Below are 21179 nucleotides of genomic sequence, written 5' to 3'. Positions count from 1 at the left end.
GCACGTCATCCGATGTTAGCAAAATCGTCGAGCACGCGGGCCGCCGCCTGCCGCAGCAGGCCCTGATCCGACGACACCACGAAGGCGGTCGCGCCGATCGCCCGCATCGCGGCGGCGTCCGCGGCGCCGCCGGTGAACACCATCACGGGCTTGCCGGCCGCCCTGGCGGCGGCGGTGATCCGCTCCGCCGCGGCGCGCACCTCCGGGGCCTCGGAGCCCGTTGCACCCATCGCAACGGAGAGGTCGCCGCGGCCGACGAACAGGGCGTCGATCCCCTCCACCCTGGCGATCGCCTCGACCTCGTCCAGCGCCTCCGGGTCCTCGATCTGGGCCACCACGGTGGTGATCGCGTCGCAGCGATCGACATGCGCCCACATCGCGAGGCCGCCGTAGTCGCCGGCGCGCGGCGAGTTGGAGAAGCCGCGCCGACCGCCGCGGTAGCGGCACGCCGCCGCGACGGCGCGGGCCTGCGCGGCGCTCGCCACGTGCGGCACCAGCACGCCGACGGCGCCGCAGTCCAGCACCGACATCAGGTTCGACGGCGTCGCCGTCGCGACCCGTACCAGCGCGGCGATGCCGGCCGCCCGGGCGGACGTCACGGCCTGGTCGACGGCGGCGCGGTCGAACGGCGCGTGCTCCTCGTCGACGACGGCGAAGTCGAAGCCGAGACCGCCGAGAATCTCGATGGCGTGGCCGGTCGGCGTCTTGATGAAGGTGCCGAGAAGCCGCTCGCCGGCCGCGAGCCGGGTCCGGAAGGCGGCGGGATGCGGACGGGCCGGAGCGCGGGCCGGCAGCGGGGCAGCAGGGGTCACGACGAGGTCTCTTTCGAGTGTGTTCGCGATCGCGGAACAAGTTGGACGGACTGATTTGAGACTGCGACCGCGCTTGTGTCAATGTCTTCCATACAAATATGGGTATATCGGTATCCATGCGTATTTTTGCGGGCCCCGTGCCGGCGCTAAGATGATTCAAGAGTTTCGTAATCGCGAACACGGGCGGTACGGTCTGCGCGCCGTGGCGCGGGGTGATCGACCCGAGGCCGGCGCTGTCGTCTTGCGCGTCGCGCCGATGTGGTCGAAGTGAGAGGACCGGGTGGAGGCAGCATGTCGGACGCTCTGAGAACGTCGGTCGGGCGAGTGACGCTCAAGAACCCGCTGATCGCCGGATCGGCCGAGCACCTGATCGAGGCGGAGGGCGTGCGACGCGCCCTGCGGGCCGGCGTCGGCGCCGTGGTGGTGAAGTCCACCAACGAGTCGCAGGCGGCGCGTCATCAGCTCCAGTGCGCCGAGTACATGGTGCTGGACGACCGCTGGACCCCGATCCCCTGGAACAAGGACGCCCCGGCGCACGCCTTCGTGGCCTGCCGGTCGGGCCTGTCGCCGCAGTCCTTCGACGAGTGGCTCGCGCAGACCGCGATGCTCGACCGCGAGGCGAAGGATCACGACTCCTACGCGGTCGCGAGCCTGATCCTGGCCGAGCTCGACCACGCCGTCGCCATGGCCCGGCAGGTGGAAGAGGCCGGCATCCGGGTGCTCGAGCTGAACATCGGCACGCCTTATGCCAGCCAGGCCGCCAAGGGGGCTGTCTCGACCGAGCTCGATCCGGCCCGCATCGGCACGATCGTCACCGCCGTGCGGGCCGCCGTGACGATCCCGCTGTGGATCAAGATCACGGGCCAGAGCGAGCGCGTGCCCGAGCTCGCCGCGGCCGCCTTCGCGGCCGGCGGCGAGGCCGTGGTGATGGCGGGTCGCTCGCTCGGCCTGATCCCCGACGTCGAGACCTTCGCGCCGATGCTCGGCACCACGCTGGGCGTCGGCGGCCCCTGGAACCTGCCGCTCACCTGCCAGTGGCTGGCGCTGTCGCGCGGCCGCCTCGGCGTCGACAAGCCGCTGATCGGCACCAACGGCGCCCAGAGCGGGCTCGACGTCGCCCGCATGATGCTGGCCGGCGCCTCGGCCGTGGAGATGTCGTCTCCCGTGATGCTACGCGGCTTCGAGCTGCTGTCGGACTCGCTCGCCGAGCTCGAGGCCTATCTCGCCCGCAAGGGCGTGACGGCGGCGGAGCTGATCGGCCGCGCCGCCGACAGCCGCAAGAGCTTCGCGCAGATGCCGCTCCGTCAGGACAACTGGCGCAACTACGTCCCGCGCTGACGCGGCGGCCTCCGCCCGCCCGCCTTCCAGACCCCCCCTGCGACACCGCGCGCGGACACCGCCCGCGCCCTTCCGCCCACGAGCGCCGCGACGCCTCGCGTCCGCGGCCGTCCGACGGCGCGCGACCCGAGCCGCGTCGTCGCAAGAACAAGGAGACAACCGTGATGAGCATGCTGTCGCCGAGCGACCAGCAGGAGGTGATGCGGCGCGTCATGTGGCGCGTGATGCCGCTGGTGATGCTGGCCTACCTGACCGCGGTGATCGACCGCGCCAATGTCGGCTTCGCCAAGCTGCAGATGATCCGCGACCTCGGCATCTCCGAGCAGGCCTTCGGCCTCGCCGCGTCGCTGTTCTTCATCGGCTATCTGGTGTTCGAGATTCCGAGCACGCTCGCCGTCCACCGCTTCGGCGCCCGCAAGTGGATCTCGCGCATCCTGCTGAGCTGGGGCGTGGTGACGGTGTGGATGGCGTGGACGACGTCCGAGACGATGTTCACGGTGCTGCGCTTCATGCTCGGCGTCGCCGAGGCGGGCGCCTATCCGGGCATCATCTTCTTCACCACGCTGTGGTTCCCGCAGGCGTACCGGGTCCGCGTGATGGGCATCGTCACGCTCGGCAGCGCCTTCGGCAACATGTTCGGCTCGCTGCTCTCCGGCCCGCTGCTCGATCTCGACGGCTCGCTCGGGCTCGCCGGCTGGCAGTGGGTGTTCATCGTCACCGGCATGCCGGCCGTGATCATGGGCCTCGTGATCTTCTTCACGCTGCCGGATTCGCCGGCCGAGGCGACGTTCCTGTCGCCGTCCGAGAAGAGCTGGCTCGCCGATTCGATCCAGCGCGACGGCGCGGCCAAGCACGACCACGGCGGCATCTGGCAGGTGCTGTGGGACCCGCGGGTGCTGTTCCTCTCGGGCGTCTACACCCTGATCCTCACCTCGCTGTACGGCGTCATCTACTGGCTGCCGACCGTGGTGAAGGCGTTCGGCGCCACCGGCACGCAGAACGGCCTGCTCAGCGCCGTGCCGTGGGCCGTGACGGTCGGCATGCTGGTCGTCCTGCCGGGCCGGCTGAAGCAGCACCGCACCGTGCTGGTCGGCATGGCGACCTTGTCGCTGGTCGGCGTCGCCGCCTTCTTCGCCAGCACCGTCGTGCCGGCGAACTGGATGCGGTTCGTCGCGCTCACCATCGGCACGCCGTGCATCTCGCTGCTGCTGCCCTGCTTCTGGTCGCTGCCGTCGCGCTTCCTCTCGGGCGCCCGCGCCGCCGCCGGCATCGGGGCGATCTCGACCCTCGGCAACTTCGGCGGCTTCGCGGCCCAGAACCTGATGCCGTGGGCCGCCAAGCTCGGCGGGTCAGCGGTCGCCGCCATGCTGGTGCCGACCGTCTGCCTCGCCGCCCTCGGCATCGGTGCGGCGATCGCCCAGGCGGTCGCCAAGCGCAACGCGGTGCCGGCCTGACCGCCGGCACCGCGACCGGAACGGACCCTCTTGGTTCGTAGTCCGGAACATGGGGCCGGCGCCGGTGGTCGCCGGGAACGCCGGCTCCATCGTGAATGTTGATTCCACGGCACGCAGGTGCCATCCATGTCAGCGTCGGACCCGATGCGTATGACGAAACAGGAACGTCAATCAATGACGACGAACGATACCGAAGACGCCCGCGCCCGACGCGTCGAGGACCTGCTGATCGGCGCGATCGATCCGCACGTCCATTCCGGCCCGTCGATCGCGCCGCGCGGGCTCGATCACGTCGCGCTCGCCCGCGAGGCGTCGGCGGCCGGCTTCGCCGCGGTGATCACCAAGGACCACGACTATTCGGGTGTGACGACCGCCGCCCTGATCGCCGCGAACTTTCCCGAGCTGACCACGAAGGTCTACTCGGCGATCGTGCTCAACAACGTGGTCGGCGGTCTCAACCCGTGGGCCGTCGAGCACACCGCCGCGATGGGCGGCCGGATCGTGTTCATGCCGACGCTGGCGGCGGCGCATCATCTCGAATGGGAGAAGTCGTCGAGCTGGGCGCATCCGGCCTCGACCCAGAAGATGCGGGCCGCCGCCGCCGTGCCGGTCACCGAGAACGGCGTCGTGCGCGACGACGCCAAGGAGATCCTCGACGTGGTCGCCAGGACCGGCCTGGCGCTCGCCAGCGGCCATCTGCACGTCCGCGAGACCTGGGTGCTGTTCGAGGAGGCGAAGCGACGCGGCGTGAAGACGCTCGTGTTCACGCATCCGGAGGACATCGTCCAGGCGTCGCTCGACGACGTGCGCGGCATCGCCGCCATGGGCGCCTATGTCGAGCACTCGCTGTGCATGTTCCTCGATGGCTCGAAGTTCAAAACCCGCACGGCCGAGGACCTGAAGGCGCAGATCGACGCCGCCGGCGTCGAGCGCACCATCCTGTGCTCCGATCTCGGCCAGGTCGGCGTGTTCAGCCCGGTGGAAGGGGTCCGCCGCGGCATCCGCCTGTGCCTCGATCTCGGCTACGACGACGCGCAGATCCGCCGGATGGTCTCGACCAACGCCGCCCGCGCCTTCGGCCTGGAGGCCGACGTCGCGGCGGCGCACGAGCGGGCAAGCGCGAGGGCCGCGTGACGGCAAGGCGGCGCCCTCGGTTCACCTCTCCCCAGCGGGGAGAGGTCGGGGCTCGCGCTTGAGCGCGAGCTCCGGGTGAGGGGGTGCTCACCTCACAATGGATTCATCGGCGCCGGCTCCCCCTCACCCCAGCCCTCTCCCCGCCCGGGAGAGGGAGCCTCGCCGTGCATGCGGCAAGGTCGGAGACCGACCGCACCGCGGCCCGTGCACGCCCGGGATGCCCGCGTGAAAAGATGTGTGCCCAAGCTGGTCGTCGAGAGAGAGGGTAACGGGCGCTTCGCGACCTGATCACATCGCCATCACGGCGGTCGCGCCCACCAGCGCCGCGGTTCCGCCGAACGCCACCCGGTACAGCAGGATGGCGCGATGCACGTCGGCGGCCGTGGCGTCGGCGCGGCCGTCGCCCATCCAGGCGGCTTCGACCCGGGTGCCGGCATAGATGCGCGGGCCGGCGAGCCGCAGGCCCAGCGCGCCCGCCATCGCGGCCTCGGGCCAGCCGGCATTGGGCGACGTGTGCTTCCCGGCGTCGCGCCGCATCGCCGTCCAGGCGCCGCGGGCCGAGGCGCCCGGCACCACGGCGGCGGCGGCGACCAGCATCAGGCCGGTGAGCCGCGAGGCCGGCAGGTTGACGAGGTCGTCGAGCCGCGCCGCGGCCCAGCCGAAGGCGCCGTGCCGCGCCGTCCGGTGGCCGATCATCGAGTCGGCCGTGTTGACCGCCTTGTAGGCCAGCATGCCGGGCAGGCCGAGAGCCAGGAACCAGAAGGCCGGCGCCGTCACGCCGTCCGAGGCGTTCTCCGCCAGGCTCTCGATCGCGGCGCGGCACACCGCCGCCTCGTCGAGCGTCGCCGGATCGCGGCCGACGATCTTGGCCACCTCCCGACGGGCGCTGTCCAGCCCCTCGGCATCGAGAGCGCGGGCGACGGCGCCGACGTGGCGGTCGAGGCTGCCGGCCGCGATCAGCACCGCCACGGCGGCGATCGACACGACCAGCCCGAGCGGCCGCGCCGCCTGGGCGGCGCCGTCGAGCGCGAGCCCGGCCGCGACGCTCACGCCGAGCAGCACCGCGACCGTCGCCACCCCGGCGGTCCGGCGCGCGGCCTCGGGCCAGGCCGGCCGGTTCAGCCCGCGGTCGAGCGCCGCGATCAGGGCGCCGAGCCACGACACCGGATGGCCGATCCTTTGGAACAGCGCGTCCGGATAGCCGGCCCACGCCTCCAGGGCGGCGGCGAGCACGAGGACGATCAGGCGGTCGGACAGGTCCAGCATCGGGCTCCCCGGCGCCGCCACCTCGCGGCGCTCCCGCCGGCGACATACACCGGCACCTCTCCGCGGTCACGGGTGCCGGCATGCCCGGTTCCCCCGTCCTTGTGCGGCGAAAACCGCTGTGGTTTAACCGACCTGTCGCCGGTGCCTCCCTCTCGGAGGTGAAACGGGAACGCGGTAAGGGCCTCTCCCGGGTCGACGGGAACCCGAAAACCGCGGCTGCCCCCGCAACTGTGAGCGGAGCTCCTCGTCCACATGCCACTGGCCCCGGGCCGGGAAGGCGGACGGGATCTGATCCGCGAGCCAGGAGACCGGCCGGCGACAGCAGCGCTCGTTCGACGGCGGGTCGACGGAGGGACACCCTTGAAGCTTTCCGATGCGGCACGCACCGCCGGCGCCACCCGGGCAGCTGGTGCCGTGGCGGCGCGCCCGGCCGGCACCACCGTGCTGGTCCTGCTCGGCAGCCTGGTCGCGCTGCTGATCCTGCTCTCGCTCGGCCTCGGCTCGGTGCGGCTGTCGCCCGACGCGGTGGCGGCCGCGCTGTTCGGCGGCGGCACCGAGGAGACCCGCATCATCGTCCAGGAGATCCGGCTGCCGCGGGCGATCCTCGGCGCCGCGGTCGGGGCCGTGCTGGGGCTCGCAGGCGCCGCCCTGCAGGGGCTGCTGCGCAACCCGCTCGCCGCGCCGGAGCTGTTCGGCGCGCCGCAGGCGGCGGCCTTCGGGGCCGTGCTGGTGATCGCCACCGGCCTCGCCGACGTGCTCTCCTTCGCGCTGCCGCTCGCCGCCATCGTCGCGGCCTTCCTGTCGGTGTTCGCGCTCCTGGTGGTGGCCGGCCGCAACGCCGGCCTCCTGATCCTGATCCTCGCCGGCATGGCGCTGTCGGCGCTCGCCGGGGCCGGCACGGCGCTGACCATGAATCTCGCCTCGAACCCGTTCGCGGCGCTGGAGATCTCGTTCTGGCTGCTGGGCTCGCTGGAGGACCGCAGCATGCGCCACGTGGCGCTGGCGCTGCCCTTCGTCCTCCTCGGCGGCGCCATCCTGCTGTCGCAACGCCACGCCTTCCGGGTGCTGAGCCTGGGCGAGGAGACCGCCTCGAGCCTCGGCGTCGACGTGGCGCGGCTGCGTCTCCTGGTGATCCTCGGCGTCGCCCTCGGGGTCGGCGGCTCGGTCGCCGTGTCGGGCACCATCGGCTTCATCGGCCTCGTCGGCCCGCATCTGGTGCGGCCGCTGGTCGGATACGACCCGGGCCGGCTGCTGGTGCCGAGCGCGCTCGCCGGTGCCGCGCTGCTGCTCGCCGCCGACATCGCGGTGCGGCTGCTGCCCTCCACCAACAGCGTGCGGGTCGGCGTGCTGACCGCGCTGATCGGCGTGCCGTTCTTCCTGTACCTGATCGTGCGCGAGCGCCGCTCCCTCGGCGGAGGGGTGTCATGAGCGCGCCCTATCTGGTCGCCGACGGGCTCTCGGTCGCGGTGGACCGCCGCGAGGTCGTCGCCGACGTGTCCTTCTCGGCCTCGCGCGGCAGCCTGATCGCCCTGGTCGGCCCGAACGGCGCCGGCAAGACCACGCTGCTGCGCGCCCTCGCCGGGCTGCTGCCGTCGCGCGGCGGGCTGACCGTCGGCGGCGCGTCCGTGGCGGCGCTCGGGGCGCGTGAGAAGGCCCGGACATTCGCCTATCTGCCGCAGGGGCACCTCGTGCACTGGCCGCTGCCGGTGCGCGACGTGGTCGCGCTCGGCCGCTATCCGCACGGCGCCGTCGATCCGGCGCGCCTGTCGCGCGCCGACGCCGAGGCGGTGGAGCGCGCCATGCGGGTCGCCGACCTGGAGCCGCTCGCCGAGCGGCCGGTGACGGCGCTGTCGGGCGGCGAGAAGAGCCGCGTCGCGCTCGCCCGCATGCTGGCCGTCGAGGCACCCGTGGTGCTCGCCGACGAGCCGGTCGCCTCGCTCGACCCCTATTATCAGATCGAGGTGCTGGGCCTGCTGCAGCGGGCCGCCCGGGCCGGCGCCGTGGTGATCGTGGTGACCCACGATCTCGGCCTCGCGGCGCGCTTCGCCGACCGCGTGCTGGTGCTCGCCGCCGGCCGCCTGGTGATGGACGGGCCCCCCGAGGAGGCGCTCGGGCCCGGGCCGCTCGCCGACGTGTTCCGCATCACGGCCTTTCGCGGCGGAACGGCCGACCAGCCCGTGATCGTGCCATGGTCGGCGGTGTGAGGGGCGGCGTGTGGGGCGGGGTCATGCGTCGCGGGCGATCGAGTTCGTGGCTTGCCCCCCACCCCCGACCCCTCCCCGCCACTCGCTTCGCGAGCGGGGGGAGGGGAGGAGAGGGGGGCTCTGACCCCGATCGGTCCGGGCACGGCGCTTCGGCTCCCTCCGTCTTCGCGTCCGGCGTTTCCGCTCCCCTCCTCCCATTCGCGCCAGCGAATGGCGGGGAGGGGTCGGGGGTGGGGGGCCTGCGGTTTTTCCGCGGTTGCAGGCCCTTGTTGCTCGCTGCCGTCACGGCGGCTGCCGCAGTCGTCGCGTCGCTCGCTCCCGCCGCCGCCGAGGCGCCGAAGCGGATCGCCTCGCTCAACCTGTGCACGGACCAGCTCCTGCTCGCGCTCGCCGATCCGGAGCAGATCGTCGGCCTCAGCCCGTTCGCGCGTGATCCGGTGCTGTCGTGGACGGCGGCGCAGGCGGAACGCTTCCCGGTGCTGTCGGGCGGGGCCGAGGACGCCATGATGCTGAAGCCGGACCTCGTCGTCGCCGGCCGCTTCGAGCGGCGGGCGACGCGCGAGCTGCTGGCGCGGCGCGGCCTGCCGCTCGCCGACTTCGACATCGTCCGCTCGATCGACGAGGCGAAGCAGCAGATCGCCCGCATGGGCGCGCTGGTCGGACATCCCGAACGGGCCGTGGCGCACATCGCCGCCATCGACGCGGCGCTGGCGCGGCTGCGCGCCGCCGCGTCGCGCAGCGGCCTGCGCGTGCTCGCGGTGTCGCGGCGCGGCTGGGTGCCGGGCGCCGACAGCCTGACCAGCTCGCTGCTCGCCGCCGCCGGGCTCGTCAACGCCGCCTCCGAGCTCGGCATCGCGACCGGCGGCTTCGCCTCGCTGGAGGAGATCGTCGCGACGAAGCCCGATCTCGTGCTGGTCGCCTCGGCGCAGGAGACCGCCGAGGACCAGGGTCAGGCCTTCCTGCTGCATCCGGCGCTGCAGCGCCTCTATCCGCCCGAGCGGCGGATCGTCGTGCCGGAGATGCTGACGGTCTGCGGCGGGCCGATGCTGGCCGAGGCGCTCGACCGGCTCGCCGCGGCGCTGACCCGCGCCGCGCCCTGATCAGCGCTCGCGCGGATCGGCCGGGTGCGGCTCGAGCGTCGCCCAGCCGGAGGTCTGTGCCGGCGGCAGCGTCGCCCGGGTCGGCGCGTCGCGGAGGATGTGCGCCTTGGCGATCACGTGGGCCGACACCGGCGCCGTCATGAACAGGAACAGGGCGATCAGCACCTCGTGGAACGACAGCGCGTCGTGCACGAGGTCGAACCACAGCATCGAGGCGATCAGCAGGGCGCCGATGCCGAGCGTCGTCGCCTTGGTGGGCGCGTGCAGGCGCCGCATCAGGTCGGGCAGCTTGGCGAGCCCGAGCGAGCCGACGAACAGGAAGAAGGTGCCGACCAGGATCAGCACCGTGACCAGGATTTCGGACGCGAGCGCCATGGCGTTCACTCGATCACGTTGCCGCGCAGCAGGTACTTGCAGAACGCCACGGTGGTGAGAAAGCCGACCATGGCGAACAGCAGCGCCGCCTCGAAATAGATCGCGGTGCCGTACCACACCCCGATCACCACGATCAGCGCGATGGCGTTCACCACCAGGGTGTCGAGCGCCAGGATGCGGTCGAGCACGTCGGGGCCGACCGCGAGCCGGTAGAGGTTGAGGAGCGCCGCGACGCTGATCGCCACCACGGCGACCATGCAGGCCGCCTCGATCATTCCGGTCATTCGAAGATCTCCTTCAGCCGCCGCTCGTAGCGGGTCTTGATCTGCCGCACCACCGCGTCCGGGTCGCCGGCGTCGAGGCAGTGCACCAGGACGCTGCGGCCGTCGGCCGAGAGGTCGGCCGACACGGTGCCGGGCGTCATCGTGATGGTGCCGGTCAGCACCGTCACGGCCTCTGGCGTCGTCAGCTCGAGCGGCACGGTGACGAACAGCGAGCGCAGCGTCGACCCGCGCCGGAACAGGATCAACCGCGCCACCTCGATGTTGGACACCACGATGTCCCAGGCGACCACGGCGGCGTATTCGAGCATCACCAGCGGCCGCTTCACGATCGGCCGCTCCGGCCAGTAGCAGGCCGTGAACAGCGGCACGCCGATGCCGAGCACGATGCCGAACACCAGGCTGGCGGCCGACAGGTCGTTGGCGAGCGCCACCCACACGACGGCGACGACGACGCTGAGGATCGGATGCGGGAGGACGCGCGATCTCATGGCGTCGCCTCCGCTGCCGCCGCGCCGGGCGCCGCCGCGGCGGCCTGGGGCGGCAGCACGGCGCGCCGATAGGCGGCGGTGTCGAACACCTGGCGTGCCGTGGCGTCGAGCTCCGCCGTCACCGGGCCGGCGAACAGGGCGAGCGCCGCGGTCGCGGCGAGCAGCGCCGCGCACACCGCCACGGGTCCGCCGCGCGGCCGCGCCGCGGCGGCGGGGCCGGCGGCCGCCGCCGGTGCAGGCCGCGTCTTCCAGAACACCGTGCTGCCGGCGCGGGCGAAGCCGAGGATGACGACCAGGCTGGTGCCCAGCAGCACGGTCCAGACGATCGCCGCGCCGGGGGCCGCGCCGGTGGCGTCGAGCACCAGGAGCTTGCCGAGGAAGCCGGACAGCGGCGGCAGGCCGGCGACCGCGATCGCCGCGACGAAGAACAGCCCGGAGAAGAGCGCGGCCGACGGCAGCGGCGGCGTCGGCACGATGCGGTCGGCGGCGCGGCCGCGCAGCGGCGACAGGACGTCGACCAGCAGGAACAGGGCGGCCCCGGCGACGGTCGAGTGGACCAGATAGTAGAGTCCGGCGGCGACGCCGGCGTGGTCGAACAGGCCGAAGGCGACCAGCAGCGACCCCATCGACCACACCACGGCGAAGCAGGCGAGCGCCGCCAGCGTCCGGCTGGCCAGCACCCCGGCGGCGCCGACCACCAGCGTCGCCAGCGCGGCCGGCAGCACGTAGGGCGCCGCGAGCCCGGCGACCGCGCCGGCATCGGCGCCGAACACCAGCACGTAGACGCGCAGGATCGAATAGGCGCCGACCTTGGTCATGATCATGAACAGCGCCGCCACCGGGCCGGCCGCCGCCCCGTAGGCGCCGGGCAGCCACCAGTGCAGCGGCACCAGCGCCGCCTTGAGGCCGAACACCACGAGCAGCAGCAGCGCCCCGGTGCGCAGCAGCGCCTCGTCGCCGGGCGCGACGGTCGCCACCCGGGCGGCCAGATCCGCCATGTTGAGGGTGCCGGTGACGGCGTAGATCAGCCCGACCGCGAACAGGAACAGGGTCGAGCCGGTGAGATTGATGGCGACGTAGGAGAGGCCGGCGGTCAGGCGGCGGGGGCCGCCGCCGTGCAGCATCAGGCCGTAGGAGGCGATCAGCATCCCCTCGAAGAAGACGAACAGGTTGAACACGTCGCCGGTCAGGAAGGCGCCGTTCAGCCCCATCAGCTGGAACTGGAGGAGCGGATGGAAGTGGCGCCCGCGCGCGTCCCAGCCGCCGAGCGAATGGATCGCCACCGCGAGGCCGAGCGCCGCGGTCAGCACCAGCATGGTGGCGGACAGCCGGTCGAGCACCAGCACGATGCCGAACGGCGCCGGCCAGTGGCCGAGATAATAGGGGGCGACGTCGCCGTCGCGGGCGACGGCGTACAGGCCGATCGCGACCGCGAGCAGGGCCGCGGCGGCGCCGACCGAGAGGATGCGCTGCACGGCGCGCCGGTGCCGGAACGCGAGCACCATCACGGCGGCGGTGAGCGCCGGCAGGACGATCGGCAGCACGATCGCGGCGGTGGCGGGCGAGGGCAGGGGCGGGGTCACAGCCGTTCTCCCGCGCGGTCGGCGACGGTGGGCGGCTCGTCGCGGCCGCCGTCGACCCGGTCGGTGCCGGTCTCGAGGAAGGCGCGCAGCGCCAGCACGACGATCAGCGCCGTCATGCCGAACGAGATCACGATGGCGGTGAGCACCAGCGCCTGCGGCAGCGGGTCCGTGTAGGCCGTGACGGCCGGGTCGACGATCGGCGGCTGATCGATCGCCAGCCGGCCCATGGCGAAAAGGAACAGGTTCACGGCGTAGGACAGGAAGATCGTGCCGACGATCACCGGGAAGCTGTGCAGGCGCAGCAGCAGCCAGACGCCGACCGCGGTGAGGATGCCGATGGACGCGGCGACCAGGAGCTCCATGGTCAGGCCTCCCTGCCGACGGGCGCGGCGGCCGCCGCCGGCCGCGACGCGGTGGCGCGGTCCGGACCCGGCACGGCCGCGCTGCGCGACGGCGGTCCCCGCTCGGCGCGGCGCTCGACCAGCGAGATGCGGGCGAGCGACAGCACCACGGTGCCGACCACGGCCAGGAACACGCCGGTGTCGAACAGCATCGCGGTGGCGAGCTCGATCTCGCCGATCAGCGGGACGTGAAAGTAGCCGTAGGAGCTGGTCAGGAACGGCCGGCCGAAGGCGAGCGCCCCGAGCCCGGTGAGGCCGGCGACCAGCACGCCGGCGCCGATCAGCGCATGCGCGTCGAACCGCCGGCGCGCCGCCGTCCAGTCGAAGCCGGCCGCCATGTACTGCATCATCAGCGCGATCGCGACCACCAGGCCGGCGATGAAGCCGCCGCCCGGGAGGTTGTGGCCGCGGAAGAAGATGTAGATGCCGACCGTCAGCGCCAGCGGCAGCAGGGCGCGGGCGACGACGACCAGCACGGTCGGGTGCGGGTCGGCGGCCTCGACGGCGCGCTTCAGCGTGTCGAGCCGGCGCGCCGCGGCGCCCCTCAGGGCGTTGTCGAGCAGCGCCACGATGGCGAGCGCCGCGATCGACAGCACGATGATCTCGCCGAAGGTGTCGAAGCCGCGGAAGTCGACCAGGATGACGTTGACGACATTGGTGCCGCCGCCGCCCGGCTTCGACTGGGCGAGGTGATAGTCCGAGATCGGGGTGAAGTCCCGCGTCATCACGGCATAGGCGAGCGCCGCGACACCGAGCCCGGCGGCGCCGGCGATGGCGCCGTCGCGCAGCATGCGGACGGTGGGCGCCGCGCCCGCCGTCCGCGCGGTACCCGTCTCGGAGGGCGTGCGCTTCGGCAGCAGGTTGAGGGCGAGCAGCAGCAGGATGGTGGCCACCACCTCGACCGTGATCTGGGTGAGGGCGAGATCGGGCGCCGAGAACTGCAGGAAGGCGAGCGAGACGACCAGGCCCACCACGCTGACCAGCACCAGCGTGAGGAGCCGCATCCCGTGCACGGCCGGCACGGCGAGGCTGGTGGTCGCCAGCAGCACGAAGGCGACGACGGCGGGCAGCGACACCGGCAGCGTCGCGCGCCCGCCCGCCGCATGGGTGCCGCCGAAGAAGCCGGCGGCGCCGACCAGCACCACGACGCCCGTGATGATCGCGAGATAGCGCGGCAGCGATTCGGTGTGCAGGCGCCGCGTCGTCGTCCGGCACGCCCGCACGACGGCGGCCACCACGGCGTCGAACGCCGCCTTGGCGTCCGGCCGGTCGAGGCGCGCGTGCAGCCGCGTCAGCGGGCCGAGCCCGGCATAGAGGAGGGCGGCGCCCGCGAAGGCGGCGACGCTCATGATCAGGGCCGGCGTCACCCCGTGCCACAGCGCGAGATGATAGCCGGGCAGCGCCGCCGTCCCGATGGTCGCCTGGCCGGCGAGCGCGACGACGTCGCCGGCGAACAGCGCCGGCGCGACCCCGATCAGCAGCACCGGCACCAGCAGCACGGCGACCGGCAGCCACATCCCGGCCGGCGGATCGTGCGGGTGATGCGCGAGCGCGGCGCGCGGGCGGCCGAGGAACACGCCGATCGCGTAGCGCGCCGAGTAGGCGACCGACAGCAGCGCGGCGAGGGTGGCGAGCAGCGGCACCGGCCAGGCGAGATCCGCGTAGCGCGTGTGCCACGCCGCCTCCAGCATCATCTCCTTGGAGAGGAAGCCGTTGAACAGCGGCACGCCGGCCATGGCGGCGGCGGCGATCAGGGTCAGGGTCGCGGTGATCGGCATCAGCCCGGCGAGGCCGCCGAGCCGGCGGATGTCGCGCGTCCCGGTCTCGTGGTCGACGATGCCGGCGCCCATGAACAGCGCCGCCTTGAAGGTCGCGTGGTTGAGGACGTGGAACACGCAGGCGACCGCGGCGATCGGCGTGCCGAAGCCGAGCAGCATGGTCATCAGGCCGAGATGGCTGACCGTCGAGTAGGCGAGGATCGCCTTGAGGTCGGTCTTGAACAGCGCGATCCAGGCGCCGACCAGCATGGTGACGAGCCCGGTCGCGGTGACGATCAGGAACCACGCCTCGGTGCCGGCGAGCACCGGCCACAGCCGCGCCAGCAGGAACACGCCGGCCTTCACCATGGTGGCCGAGTGCAGGTAGGTGGAGACCGGCGTCGGCGCCGCCATCGCGTGCGGCAGCCAGAAATGGAACGGGACCTGGGCCGACTTGGTGAAGGCGCCGCCGAGCACGAGCAGCAGGATCGGCAGGTAGAGCGGCGAGGCGCGCACCACGTCGCCGCGCAGCAGGATCTCGGAGAGTTCGTAGGAGCCCGCGGCGTGGCCGAGCAGCAGCATGCCGGCCATCAGCAGCAGCCCGCCGCCGCCGGTCACCACCAGCGCCATGCGGGCGCCCTGGCGGCCCTCGGGCGCCTGATGCCACCAGCCGATCAGCAGGAAGGAGGAGAGGCTGGTCAGCTCCCAGAACACGACCAGCAGCAGCACGTTGTCGCTGATCACGATGCCCAGCATCGCGCCCTGGAACAGCAGCAGATAGGCGAAGAAGCGGCCGACCGGCTCGTCGCGGCCCAGATAGGAGCGCGCGTAGACGATCACCAGCAGGCCGATGACGAGGATCAGCGCGGCGAAGAACAGGCCGAGCCCGTCGAGAAAGAAGCTGAACGAGAGGCCGAGCTGCGGCACCCAGGCGGTGCCGTCCTGCACGATCTCGCCGCGCAACACGGCAGGCGCGCTGGTGGCGAGCAGCGCCAGCGCGGTCAGCGTCACCAGGGCGGCGACCGCCGTGACGGCGTCGCGGCCGGCGCGCGACGCCAGCGGCGGCAGCATCGCGCCGAGCAGCGGAAGCAGCGCGATCAGCGCGAGCCGCATCACGCCTCCGCCCGGGTTGCGGGCGGAGCCGGAATCGCGTCGGCAACCGGGATCGTGGCGGCCCACGAGCGGATCGAATGTCTCATGGCCGACACCTCAATTCCGTCCGAAACGTCCCATCGGGATATAAAAACCATCGTGAGGTGAATCGCTGCGACATGATGTCCGGCGAGTGTAGCAGCAATCGGACGCGGCCGAGCGCCCGGCGATCGTCTCCGGCCCGCGGGCCGGAGACCGGCGGGCCGCGTGCGGCGGGCGAGGGGAATGCGGCGGCCATGACGACAGCATCCGCCCGGCCGTCCGGGCCGCGTCCCGAGCTCGCCGCGCCGGCGCCGGCGGGTGGTCCCGCGATCGTCTTCGCCGTCGCCGCGGTCTGGTCGCTCGCGGTCGCCCGCACCATCGCGGTCGGCACCGTGGTGCCGTGGGACTCCAAGAACCAAGTCTACGCCTTCTTCCGGTTCCTCGCCGGCGCGCTGGCGGCGGGCGGAACGCCGTTCTGGAATCCCTACACCTATGGCGGGCTGCCGAGCGTCGCGGATCCGCAGTCGCTGGTGTGGTCGCCCGTGTTCGTCGCCGTCGCGCTGGTCGATCCGGCGCCGTCGCTGCGCGCCTTCGATCTCCTCGTCTCGGCGCATCTGCTCGCCGGCGGGCTGGCGCTCGCGGCGCTCGGCCGGCGGCGCGGCTGGCCGGCCGCGGCCTGCGTGCTCGCCGCGGCCGTGTTCATACTCGGCGGTGCCGCGGCGGGACGGCTGCAGCACACCGGCATGATCCTCAGCTACGCGCAGGCGCCGGTCGCGCTGCTGCTGATCTCCCTCGCGCTCGACCGCCGCTCGTATCTCGCCGCGCTCGCGGCCGGGGTCGCCGCGGCCCTGCTGGTGCTCGGCCGCAACCAGGCGGCGCTGCTGCTCTGCGCCGTGGTCGCCGCCGCGGCCGTGGCGATGCTGGCGCCGGCGCCGCGGCCGCTCGCCCGTCTGCGCACGCGCCTCGGCGTGCTCGCGACGATGGCCGTCACCGCGGTCGCGGTCGCCGCCGTGCCGATGCTGCTGACCCTGCAGCTCGCCGCGCTGTCCAACCGGCCCGTGGTGACGCTCGCCGATGCGCTCGCCGGCTCGCTGCACCCGGCCAATCTGGCGACGCTCTTCGCGGCCGACGTGCTCGGCTCGCACGGCGCGTATTACGGTCCGGGCGGGACGGCCTCGCCCGATCTCTTCAACACCGACGACTCCTTCAACTACCTGTTCGTCGGTGGCGTTCCGATGCTGCTTCTCGCCTGGCTCGGCCTCGGCGGCGGCGGAGTGCTGGCGCGCGGCGCCCGGCTGTGGAGCGCCGCCGCGGCGCTGGCGCTCCTCTACATGCTCGGCCGCTTCACGCCGGTCTTCGCTCTCGCCTTCGCCCACGTGCCGGGGGTCGACCTGTTCCGCCGGCCGGTCGACGGCAGCTTCGTGCTCACCCTGGCCCTGGCGATGCTGAGCGGCGCGCTGCTCGCCGCCTATGTGCGGGACGGGCTGCCGCGCCGGCCCTGGATCGCCGGTGCGGTCGCGGTCGCGGCGCTCGCCGGCCTCGCGGCCGTGGCGGTGAGGTTCGCGCAGGCCTCCGGCCATGCCGGGCATGCGCTCGCCGCGCTCGGGCCGGCCTTCGCCGTCGTGCTCGCCGCCGCGACCGTGCTGGCGCTCGGCGCCCGCGCCGGCAGACGCGATCTCGCCGCCGCGGTGGTGACGGCGATCGCGGCCGCCGAGCTGCTCGGCTGGAACGCCGCGTTCCGCCTGAACGCCGAGCCGCGCGAGGCCTACGCGGCGCTGGAGGCGCCGGCCGGCGCCGACGCGGCCGTGATCGCCGTGGTCGACCGTGCGTTGGCCGCCGCGCATGCGGCCGGCGATCGCCCGCGCGTCGAGGTCGTCGGGCTCGGCGGCGCCTGGCAGAACCTCGCGATGGTGCGCGGCTGGGAGGCGGTCAACGGCTACAACCCGGTGCGGCTCGGCGCCTACGACCGGCTGGTCGCGCCGGCCGAGGAGAACTGGCGGTTCGGCTTCCGCCGCTTCCCCGAGAGCTTCGCCGGCTTCGATTCGCCGCTGGCGCGGGAGATCGGGCTCGGCCTGCTGGTGCTCGGGGCGCCCCTCGCCACCCTGCCGGGGCAGCCGCACCTGCCGGCCGCCGAGCCGCTGTTGGAAGGCCCGCGGGCCTGGGTCTACCGGCTGCCGGGCGCCCGGCCGCGCGCCGAGGTCCGGCCCGCCGGCGCCGCCCGGATCACCGCCTGGCGGCCCGACCGGGTCGCGGTCGCGGTGGAGGCCGACGGCCCGGCCACGCTGGTGCTGCACGATCTCCTCTATCCGGGCTGGGTGGCGGAGCTGGACGGGGCGCCGGCGCCGATCGGGCCGGTCGCGCCGCTGTTCCGCGGCGTCGCCGTGCCGGCCGGCCGCCACGCGGTCGTCTTCCGCTTCGCCCCGCTGTCCACGGACAACCTGCTGGTCGCCCTGAAGGGCCTCGCCGGCCCGGCGCCGGCCGCCCCGGCCCGCTGAGCCGAATCACGCCGCGCCGCCGCGGCCACGGCTCGCCGCCGGGATCGCCGCCCGAATCGACCGCGCCGCGCCGGCCGCGCCGATCGTTAACGGCGCCTTTCGCAATTGCGGCAAGAATTTGGAAATCGTGACGAATCTGTGGCGAATCCGGCGAAGCCGCTGACGCCGCCGACCGAATCCCGGCCCCGTGAACGGCCGGAAAAATCGACGCTCCTCAGTCATTTACCGGCTGTTAACCATGTTCGCCCCAGGCTCGGTGCAGGGCAGCCGAGGAGACACCCATGAACGTCATTACCTTTGCGTCTCGCAAGGGCGGCGCGGGGAAGAGCACGCTCACCGCGCACCTCGCGGCGACGGCCCATCTCGCGGGTCACCGCTGTCTTCTCATCGATGCCGATCCGCAGGGCTCGCTGACGCTCTGGCAGTCGCTGCGGCCGGACGGCAAGCCGATCGTCAAGAGCGCCGCCCGCGGCGTCGACGGCCTGCTCGCGGTGGCCATGCTGGAGGGCTACGACTGGGTGTTCATCGACACCCCGCCGACCATGTGGGTGGTGGTCTCCGAGGCGATCCGCGCCTCCACCCTGGTGGTGATCCCGGCCCGGCCCGGCCTGTTCGACCTGCACGCGGTGCGCGAGACCGTGAAGACCGCCCAGGAGCGCAACAAGCCCTATGCGGTGGTGATGAACGCCGCCCCGGCGCGCCGCGACGACAAGGAGTCGCCGGTCGTCGCCTATGCCCGCAATCATCTCGACAAGCAGGGGATTCCGGTGTGGTCCGGGCAGATCACCCAGCGCGCCGGCTTCGCCCTGTCGCTCGCCGCCGGGGCCAGCGCCCCGGAGGTCGACCCGGCCTCGGCGGCCGCCGCCGAGATCGTCGGCCTGTGGCAGGCGATCTCCCGCTCGGTCGACGCCGTCAACGCCGCCCGGGCCCGCGCCGCCGCCACCCCGGCCGCCAGCCGCGCCGCCTGATGCTGCTTCCGGGTGATCCGTTCGCCGTCATTCCGGGGCGCGGCGAAGCCGCGAACCCGGAATCCAGCGACAATCTCGGAGTTCTCGGCTGGATTCCGGGTTCGGCGCTGTGCGCCGCCCCGGAATGACCACCGAACTGATCAGCCGAATACGGTAATACCAATGGCCGCTGATGCCGACTCCTCGTGCCCGGCCTCGTGCCGGGCATCCACGTCTCGAGAGCCGTTCGACGACAAAGACGTGGATGGCCGGGTCGAGCCCGGCCATGACGGACGGCGGAGGTCGGAGATTGCCGCCGCTGGCATGCGCCGCGGCGCCCGAGGCGCGGTCCCCGAAGACGCCCGGCCGAAGCCGCGGTCCGCGCCGGCCCGGCGCAGACCCGGCCGGCCCGTCTGCCGGCTTGCAAAAAAAATCGTCTCCGCCTAGGTTCCGCGCGCCCGCCGGAGCCGCGTCTCCGGCCTGTGCAGCTGTAGCTCAGTTGGTTAGAGCGCCTGACTGTGGATCAGGAGGTCGGTGGTTCGAGTCCACCCAGCTGTACCACGCGCTTACCAGCACCTTCCTGCCGGTCGCACCCGTTCGCAGGGCCGCGGTATACGTTGGCGGCAAGAAGCATCTCGCGGCTGAACTCCTCCACCGGATCCGGATGATCCCGTCTGGGATGCTCCCGCCGGCCGGATGCCTCTCTCATGGGCACCCAAGGGCAATGTGACGTCTCTTTCTTAAACGCCTTGGTTGTGCTTTGGTCGTGCGTGTTCCGACCCTATTTCAATGGCGGATGGCCCGCCGAACGGCGCGCGAGTTAGAGGCGACGGTGCTCCTGGAGGCTCACGGGGCGATGATTGGCACGAGCGTCGCCGCGGGGGCCGGTTGCTCTTCCCATCGCTTGGCGGGAGTATCGCCGGTATACAGCCGAATCTATAAGTGTATCAGCGAAAAATGCCTGCTGAGCGATTTAAACTACCCTTGGCCGGTGTGCGTTGTAAATTCAACCGGAGCGCAGCCGTAAGCCCATGCCCAGCGCCGATCAGGTCAAAGCATTGATTGCGTCGCTTTCCGAGGGGGATGAGGCGCAGTTCTATTCAATCGCGATGCAGATCGCGGCGCATGAAGCACGTCTCGGCCACGGCAAGCTCGCTGAAGAACTTCGTGCCCTCATCGACAAGGCGAAATCCCGCGCCCATTCCGGCCCCTCTAGGGGACCCATTCCTTTGGCGCGCCCTCGCGGGGAGGTGGCGGAACTTCTGACCGTCACCTACCCGCCGACCAAGCTTTCGGACATGGTCCTAAGCGAGGGCACCCGACGCAAACTCGAACGTGTCATTCGCGAACACAAGGCAGTGCGGATCATACGCAGTCGAGGACTTTCACCGCGGCGGAAGCTCCTGTTGATCGGCACGCCGGGAACCGGCAAGACGCTGACAGCCGCAGCTCTCGCCGGAGATCTCGGCCTCCCGCTGTTCGTCGTCCGGCTTGATGCGTTGATCACTAAGTTCATGGGCGAGACTGCCGCCAAGCTGCGACTGATCTTCGAGGCATTGAGTCAGACGCGCGGCGTTTATCTGTTCGACGAATTCGACAGCATCGGGTCGGCTCGCGGGCTTGGCAACGACGTCGGCGAGGTCCGCCGCATCGTGAACAGCTTCCTGCAGATGGTCGAGCAGGACGATTCCGATAGTCTCGTCGTTGCCGCGACCAACCACGCCGAAATCCTGGACCGGGCGCTGTTTCGTCGGTTTGACGATGTCATCGAATACGATCTCCCCGACAAGGCCAGGATCGCGCTGGCATTGCGCGCGAAGCTCTCCGGTTTTCGGACCGAAAAAATACAGTGGGCGAAGGCAGCGGCTGCCGCACAAGGGCTGAGCTTCGCCGATATTGCCCGCGCCTGCGAGGAAGCGATCAAGGACGCCATCGTACATGATCGTCAACTGGTGACACATCCGGAACTCATGAGCGCCATCCGTGACCGCAAATCTGCGGTGCCTCATAAGGGGACAAACTGATTAATGCTTGGAGGACGGTGTGCCATCGCATCCGCATCTCATCGTTCCGCGGCAGTCTGAAAGCAGACGATTCACTAGTCCCAGAACCGGGCCGCGCGAACGCATGGCCCTGCCGCCCCGCGAGCGCGCCGCCCACGCAGGCTACCTGATTCAGGAGCTTGCGGAGATCGAGCCGCAGGCCCGGCAGCGCACCGAAGAGCAAAGAGCGCAAGGCATTGATGCCGGTCTTGGCATCTATCTTGTCTTCGAAAGCGAGCCGAATTTCGAGCTGAAGTGTAAGCGTCGTTTTCAGGCCACGGCTTTGAGGGCTTGCGGCGGGGCGTAGGCCCAGGGCAGCAGGTCGTCGATGCGGCTGTTGGGGTGGCCGTCGACGATCCGGGTGA

The 21179-nt window shown here is 72.1% G+C and carries 18 protein-coding genes, 1 tRNA gene and 1 riboswitch; of the genes, 10 read left to right on the top strand and 9 right to left on the bottom strand.

Annotation, left to right across the window (positions count from 1 at the left end; all coding sequences use genetic code 11):
• Positions 1 to 5 precede the first annotated feature (5 nt).
• Positions 6 to 812 (bottom strand): HpcH/HpaI aldolase family protein, encoded by an 807-nt coding sequence (locus tag J2S22_RS04585; RefSeq protein WP_272780349.1) that lies wholly within the window; start codon positions 810 to 812, stop codon positions 6 to 8.
• Between the two features lie 291 nt (positions 813 to 1103).
• Between J2S22_RS04585 and J2S22_RS04580 the strand changes: the two genes are divergently transcribed.
• The 3 genes from J2S22_RS04580 to J2S22_RS04570 all read left to right on the top strand — a co-directional run bounded on the left by J2S22_RS04580 (position 1104) and on the right by J2S22_RS04570 (position 4738).
• Positions 1104 to 2150, top strand: coding sequence for a tRNA-dihydrouridine synthase (locus J2S22_RS04580; protein ID WP_272780350.1), 1047 nt, complete (start codon positions 1104 to 1106; stop codon positions 2148 to 2150).
• Between the two features lie 164 nt (positions 2151 to 2314).
• Positions 2315 to 3604: an MFS transporter gene (locus J2S22_RS04575; RefSeq protein WP_272780351.1), complete on the top strand. Its 1290-nt coding sequence runs from the start codon at positions 2315 to 2317 to the stop codon at positions 3602 to 3604.
• A gap of 174 nt (positions 3605 to 3778) precedes the next feature.
• Positions 3779 to 4738 carry a DUF6282 family protein gene (locus tag J2S22_RS04570; RefSeq protein WP_272780352.1) on the top strand — a complete coding sequence of 320 codons (960 nt, stop codon included), beginning with the start codon at positions 3779 to 3781 and terminating at the stop codon, positions 4736 to 4738.
• A gap of 288 nt (positions 4739 to 5026) precedes the next feature.
• Here the strand turns inward: J2S22_RS04570 and cbiB are convergent, their stop codons facing one another.
• Positions 5027 to 6004, bottom strand: coding sequence for an adenosylcobinamide-phosphate synthase CbiB (gene cbiB / locus J2S22_RS04565; RefSeq protein WP_272780353.1), 978 nt, complete (start codon positions 6002 to 6004; stop codon positions 5027 to 5029).
• A gap of 122 nt (positions 6005 to 6126) precedes the next feature.
• A riboswitch (cobalamin riboswitch) is annotated at positions 6127 to 6335 on the top strand.
• Between the two features lie 83 nt (positions 6336 to 6418).
• On the opposite strand from cbiB, the gene J2S22_RS04560 reads away from it, so the two are divergent.
• The 3 genes from J2S22_RS04560 (at position 6419) to J2S22_RS04550 (ending at position 9308) form a co-directional block, all read left to right on the top strand.
• The gene (locus tag J2S22_RS04560) at positions 6419 to 7432 is read left to right on the top strand and encodes a FecCD family ABC transporter permease (RefSeq protein WP_272780362.1); all 1014 of its coding nucleotides are present in this window, start codon (positions 6419 to 6421) and stop codon (positions 7430 to 7432) included.
• The gene (locus tag J2S22_RS04555; RefSeq protein ID WP_272780354.1) at positions 7429 to 8208 is read left to right on the top strand and encodes an ABC transporter ATP-binding protein; all 780 of its coding nucleotides are present in this window, start codon (positions 7429 to 7431) and stop codon (positions 8206 to 8208) included. Before J2S22_RS04560 ends, J2S22_RS04555 begins: the two co-directional genes overlap by 4 nt.
• A gap of 269 nt (positions 8209 to 8477) precedes the next feature.
• Positions 8478 to 9308: an ABC transporter substrate-binding protein gene (locus J2S22_RS04550; protein ID WP_272780363.1), complete on the top strand. Its 831-nt coding sequence runs from the start codon at positions 8478 to 8480 to the stop codon at positions 9306 to 9308.
• Here the strand turns inward: J2S22_RS04550 and J2S22_RS04545 are convergent, their stop codons facing one another.
• From J2S22_RS04545 to J2S22_RS04520, 6 genes are all read right to left on the bottom strand, one after another.
• A complete protein-coding gene (locus J2S22_RS04545) occupies positions 9309 to 9683 on the bottom strand; it encodes a Na+/H+ antiporter subunit G (RefSeq protein ID WP_272780355.1) in 375 nt (124 codons plus the stop codon).
• Between the two features lie 5 nt (positions 9684 to 9688).
• Positions 9689 to 9958, bottom strand: coding sequence for a K+/H+ antiporter subunit F (locus J2S22_RS04540; protein WP_272780364.1), 270 nt, complete (start codon positions 9956 to 9958; stop codon positions 9689 to 9691).
• A 5-nt stretch (positions 9959 to 9963) separates the two neighbouring features.
• The gene (locus tag J2S22_RS04535) at positions 9964 to 10455 is read right to left on the bottom strand and encodes a Na+/H+ antiporter subunit E (RefSeq protein WP_272780356.1); all 492 of its coding nucleotides are present in this window, start codon (positions 10453 to 10455) and stop codon (positions 9964 to 9966) included.
• Positions 10452 to 11960 (bottom strand): monovalent cation/H+ antiporter subunit D, encoded by a 1509-nt coding sequence (locus tag J2S22_RS04530; protein ID WP_272780365.1) that lies wholly within the window; start codon positions 11958 to 11960, stop codon positions 10452 to 10454. The genes J2S22_RS04535 and J2S22_RS04530 overlap by 4 nt, the downstream gene beginning before the upstream one ends.
• 74 nt (positions 11961 to 12034) lie before the next feature.
• Positions 12035 to 12400, bottom strand: a complete 366-nt coding sequence (locus tag J2S22_RS04525; protein WP_272780357.1) for a Na+/H+ antiporter subunit C — start codon at positions 12398 to 12400, stop codon at positions 12035 to 12037.
• Between the two features lie 2 nt (positions 12401 to 12402).
• Positions 12403 to 15309 (bottom strand): monovalent cation/H+ antiporter subunit A, encoded by a 2907-nt coding sequence (locus tag J2S22_RS04520; protein WP_272780358.1) that lies wholly within the window; start codon positions 15307 to 15309, stop codon positions 12403 to 12405.
• 275 nt (positions 15310 to 15584) lie between these two features.
• Here J2S22_RS04520 and J2S22_RS04515 point away from each other — a divergent pair, with 275 nt between their 5' ends.
• From J2S22_RS04515 to J2S22_RS04500, 4 genes are all read left to right on the top strand, one after another.
• Positions 15585 to 17825, top strand: a complete 2241-nt coding sequence (locus tag J2S22_RS04515) for a hypothetical protein (RefSeq protein WP_272780359.1) — start codon at positions 15585 to 15587, stop codon at positions 17823 to 17825.
• Positions 17826 to 18106: 281 nt separating this feature from the next.
• Positions 18107 to 18793 carry an AAA family ATPase gene (locus J2S22_RS04510; protein ID WP_272780360.1) on the top strand — a complete coding sequence of 229 codons (687 nt, stop codon included), beginning with the start codon at positions 18107 to 18109 and terminating at the stop codon, positions 18791 to 18793.
• A gap of 463 nt (positions 18794 to 19256) precedes the next feature.
• Positions 19257 to 19333 (top strand) — tRNA-His (locus J2S22_RS04505).
• Positions 19334 to 19803: 470 nt separating this feature from the next.
• Entirely contained in the window at positions 19804 to 20796 is a 993-nt protein-coding gene (locus J2S22_RS04500) for an AAA family ATPase (RefSeq protein WP_272780361.1), read from the top strand.
• Between the two features lie 288 nt (positions 20797 to 21084).
• Here the strand turns inward: J2S22_RS04500 and J2S22_RS30880 are convergent.
• Positions 21085 to 21179: transposase domain-containing protein (locus J2S22_RS30880; protein ID WP_370878180.1), on the bottom strand; the 95-nt coding region annotated here is incomplete at its 5' end.

It is taken from the genome of Rhodoplanes tepidamans, assembly GCF_030813915.1.
Taxonomy (GTDB): Bacteria; Pseudomonadota; Alphaproteobacteria; order Rhizobiales; family Xanthobacteraceae; genus Rhodoplanes; species Rhodoplanes tepidamans.
This window is presented reverse-complemented; position numbering and strand designations above follow the sequence as displayed.

What these genes read in the sequence shown, in the direction of transcription:
- J2S22_RS04535 (WP_272780356.1), bottom strand. Translation starts at nt 10,455, where the DNA reads ATGAGATCGCGCGTCCTCCCGCATCCGATCCTCAGCGTCGTCGTCGCC.
- J2S22_RS04520 (WP_272780358.1), bottom strand. Translation starts at nt 15,309, where the DNA reads ATGCGGCTCGCGCTGATCGCGCTGCTTCCGCTGCTCGGCGCGATGCTG.
- J2S22_RS04500 (WP_272780361.1), top strand. Translation starts at nt 19,804, where the DNA reads ATGCCCAGCGCCGATCAGGTCAAAGCATTGATTGCGTCGCTTTCCGAG.
- J2S22_RS04545 (WP_272780355.1), bottom strand. Translation starts at nt 9,683, where the DNA reads ATGGCGCTCGCGTCCGAAATCCTGGTCACGGTGCTGATCCTGGTCGGC.
- cbiB (WP_272780353.1), bottom strand. Translation starts at nt 6,004, where the DNA reads ATGCTGGACCTGTCCGACCGCCTGATCGTCCTCGTGCTCGCCGCCGCC.
- J2S22_RS04515 (WP_272780359.1), top strand. Translation starts at nt 15,585, where the DNA reads ATGACGACAGCATCCGCCCGGCCGTCCGGGCCGCGTCCCGAGCTCGCC.
- J2S22_RS04540 (WP_272780364.1), bottom strand. Translation starts at nt 9,958, where the DNA reads ATGATCGAGGCGGCCTGCATGGTCGCCGTGGTGGCGATCAGCGTCGCG.
- J2S22_RS04555 (WP_272780354.1), top strand. Translation starts at nt 7,429, where the DNA reads ATGAGCGCGCCCTATCTGGTCGCCGACGGGCTCTCGGTCGCGGTGGAC.
- J2S22_RS04530 (WP_272780365.1), bottom strand. Translation starts at nt 11,960, where the DNA reads ATGGTGCTCGCGTTCCGGCACCGGCGCGCCGTGCAGCGCATCCTCTCG.
- J2S22_RS04525 (WP_272780357.1), bottom strand. Translation starts at nt 12,400, where the DNA reads ATGGAGCTCCTGGTCGCCGCGTCCATCGGCATCCTCACCGCGGTCGGC.
- J2S22_RS04570 (WP_272780352.1), top strand. Translation starts at nt 3,779, where the DNA reads ATGACGACGAACGATACCGAAGACGCCCGCGCCCGACGCGTCGAGGAC.
- J2S22_RS04580 (WP_272780350.1), top strand. Translation starts at nt 1,104, where the DNA reads ATGTCGGACGCTCTGAGAACGTCGGTCGGGCGAGTGACGCTCAAGAAC.
- J2S22_RS04510 (WP_272780360.1), top strand. Translation starts at nt 18,107, where the DNA reads ATGAACGTCATTACCTTTGCGTCTCGCAAGGGCGGCGCGGGGAAGAGC.
- J2S22_RS04575 (WP_272780351.1), top strand. Translation starts at nt 2,315, where the DNA reads ATGAGCATGCTGTCGCCGAGCGACCAGCAGGAGGTGATGCGGCGCGTC.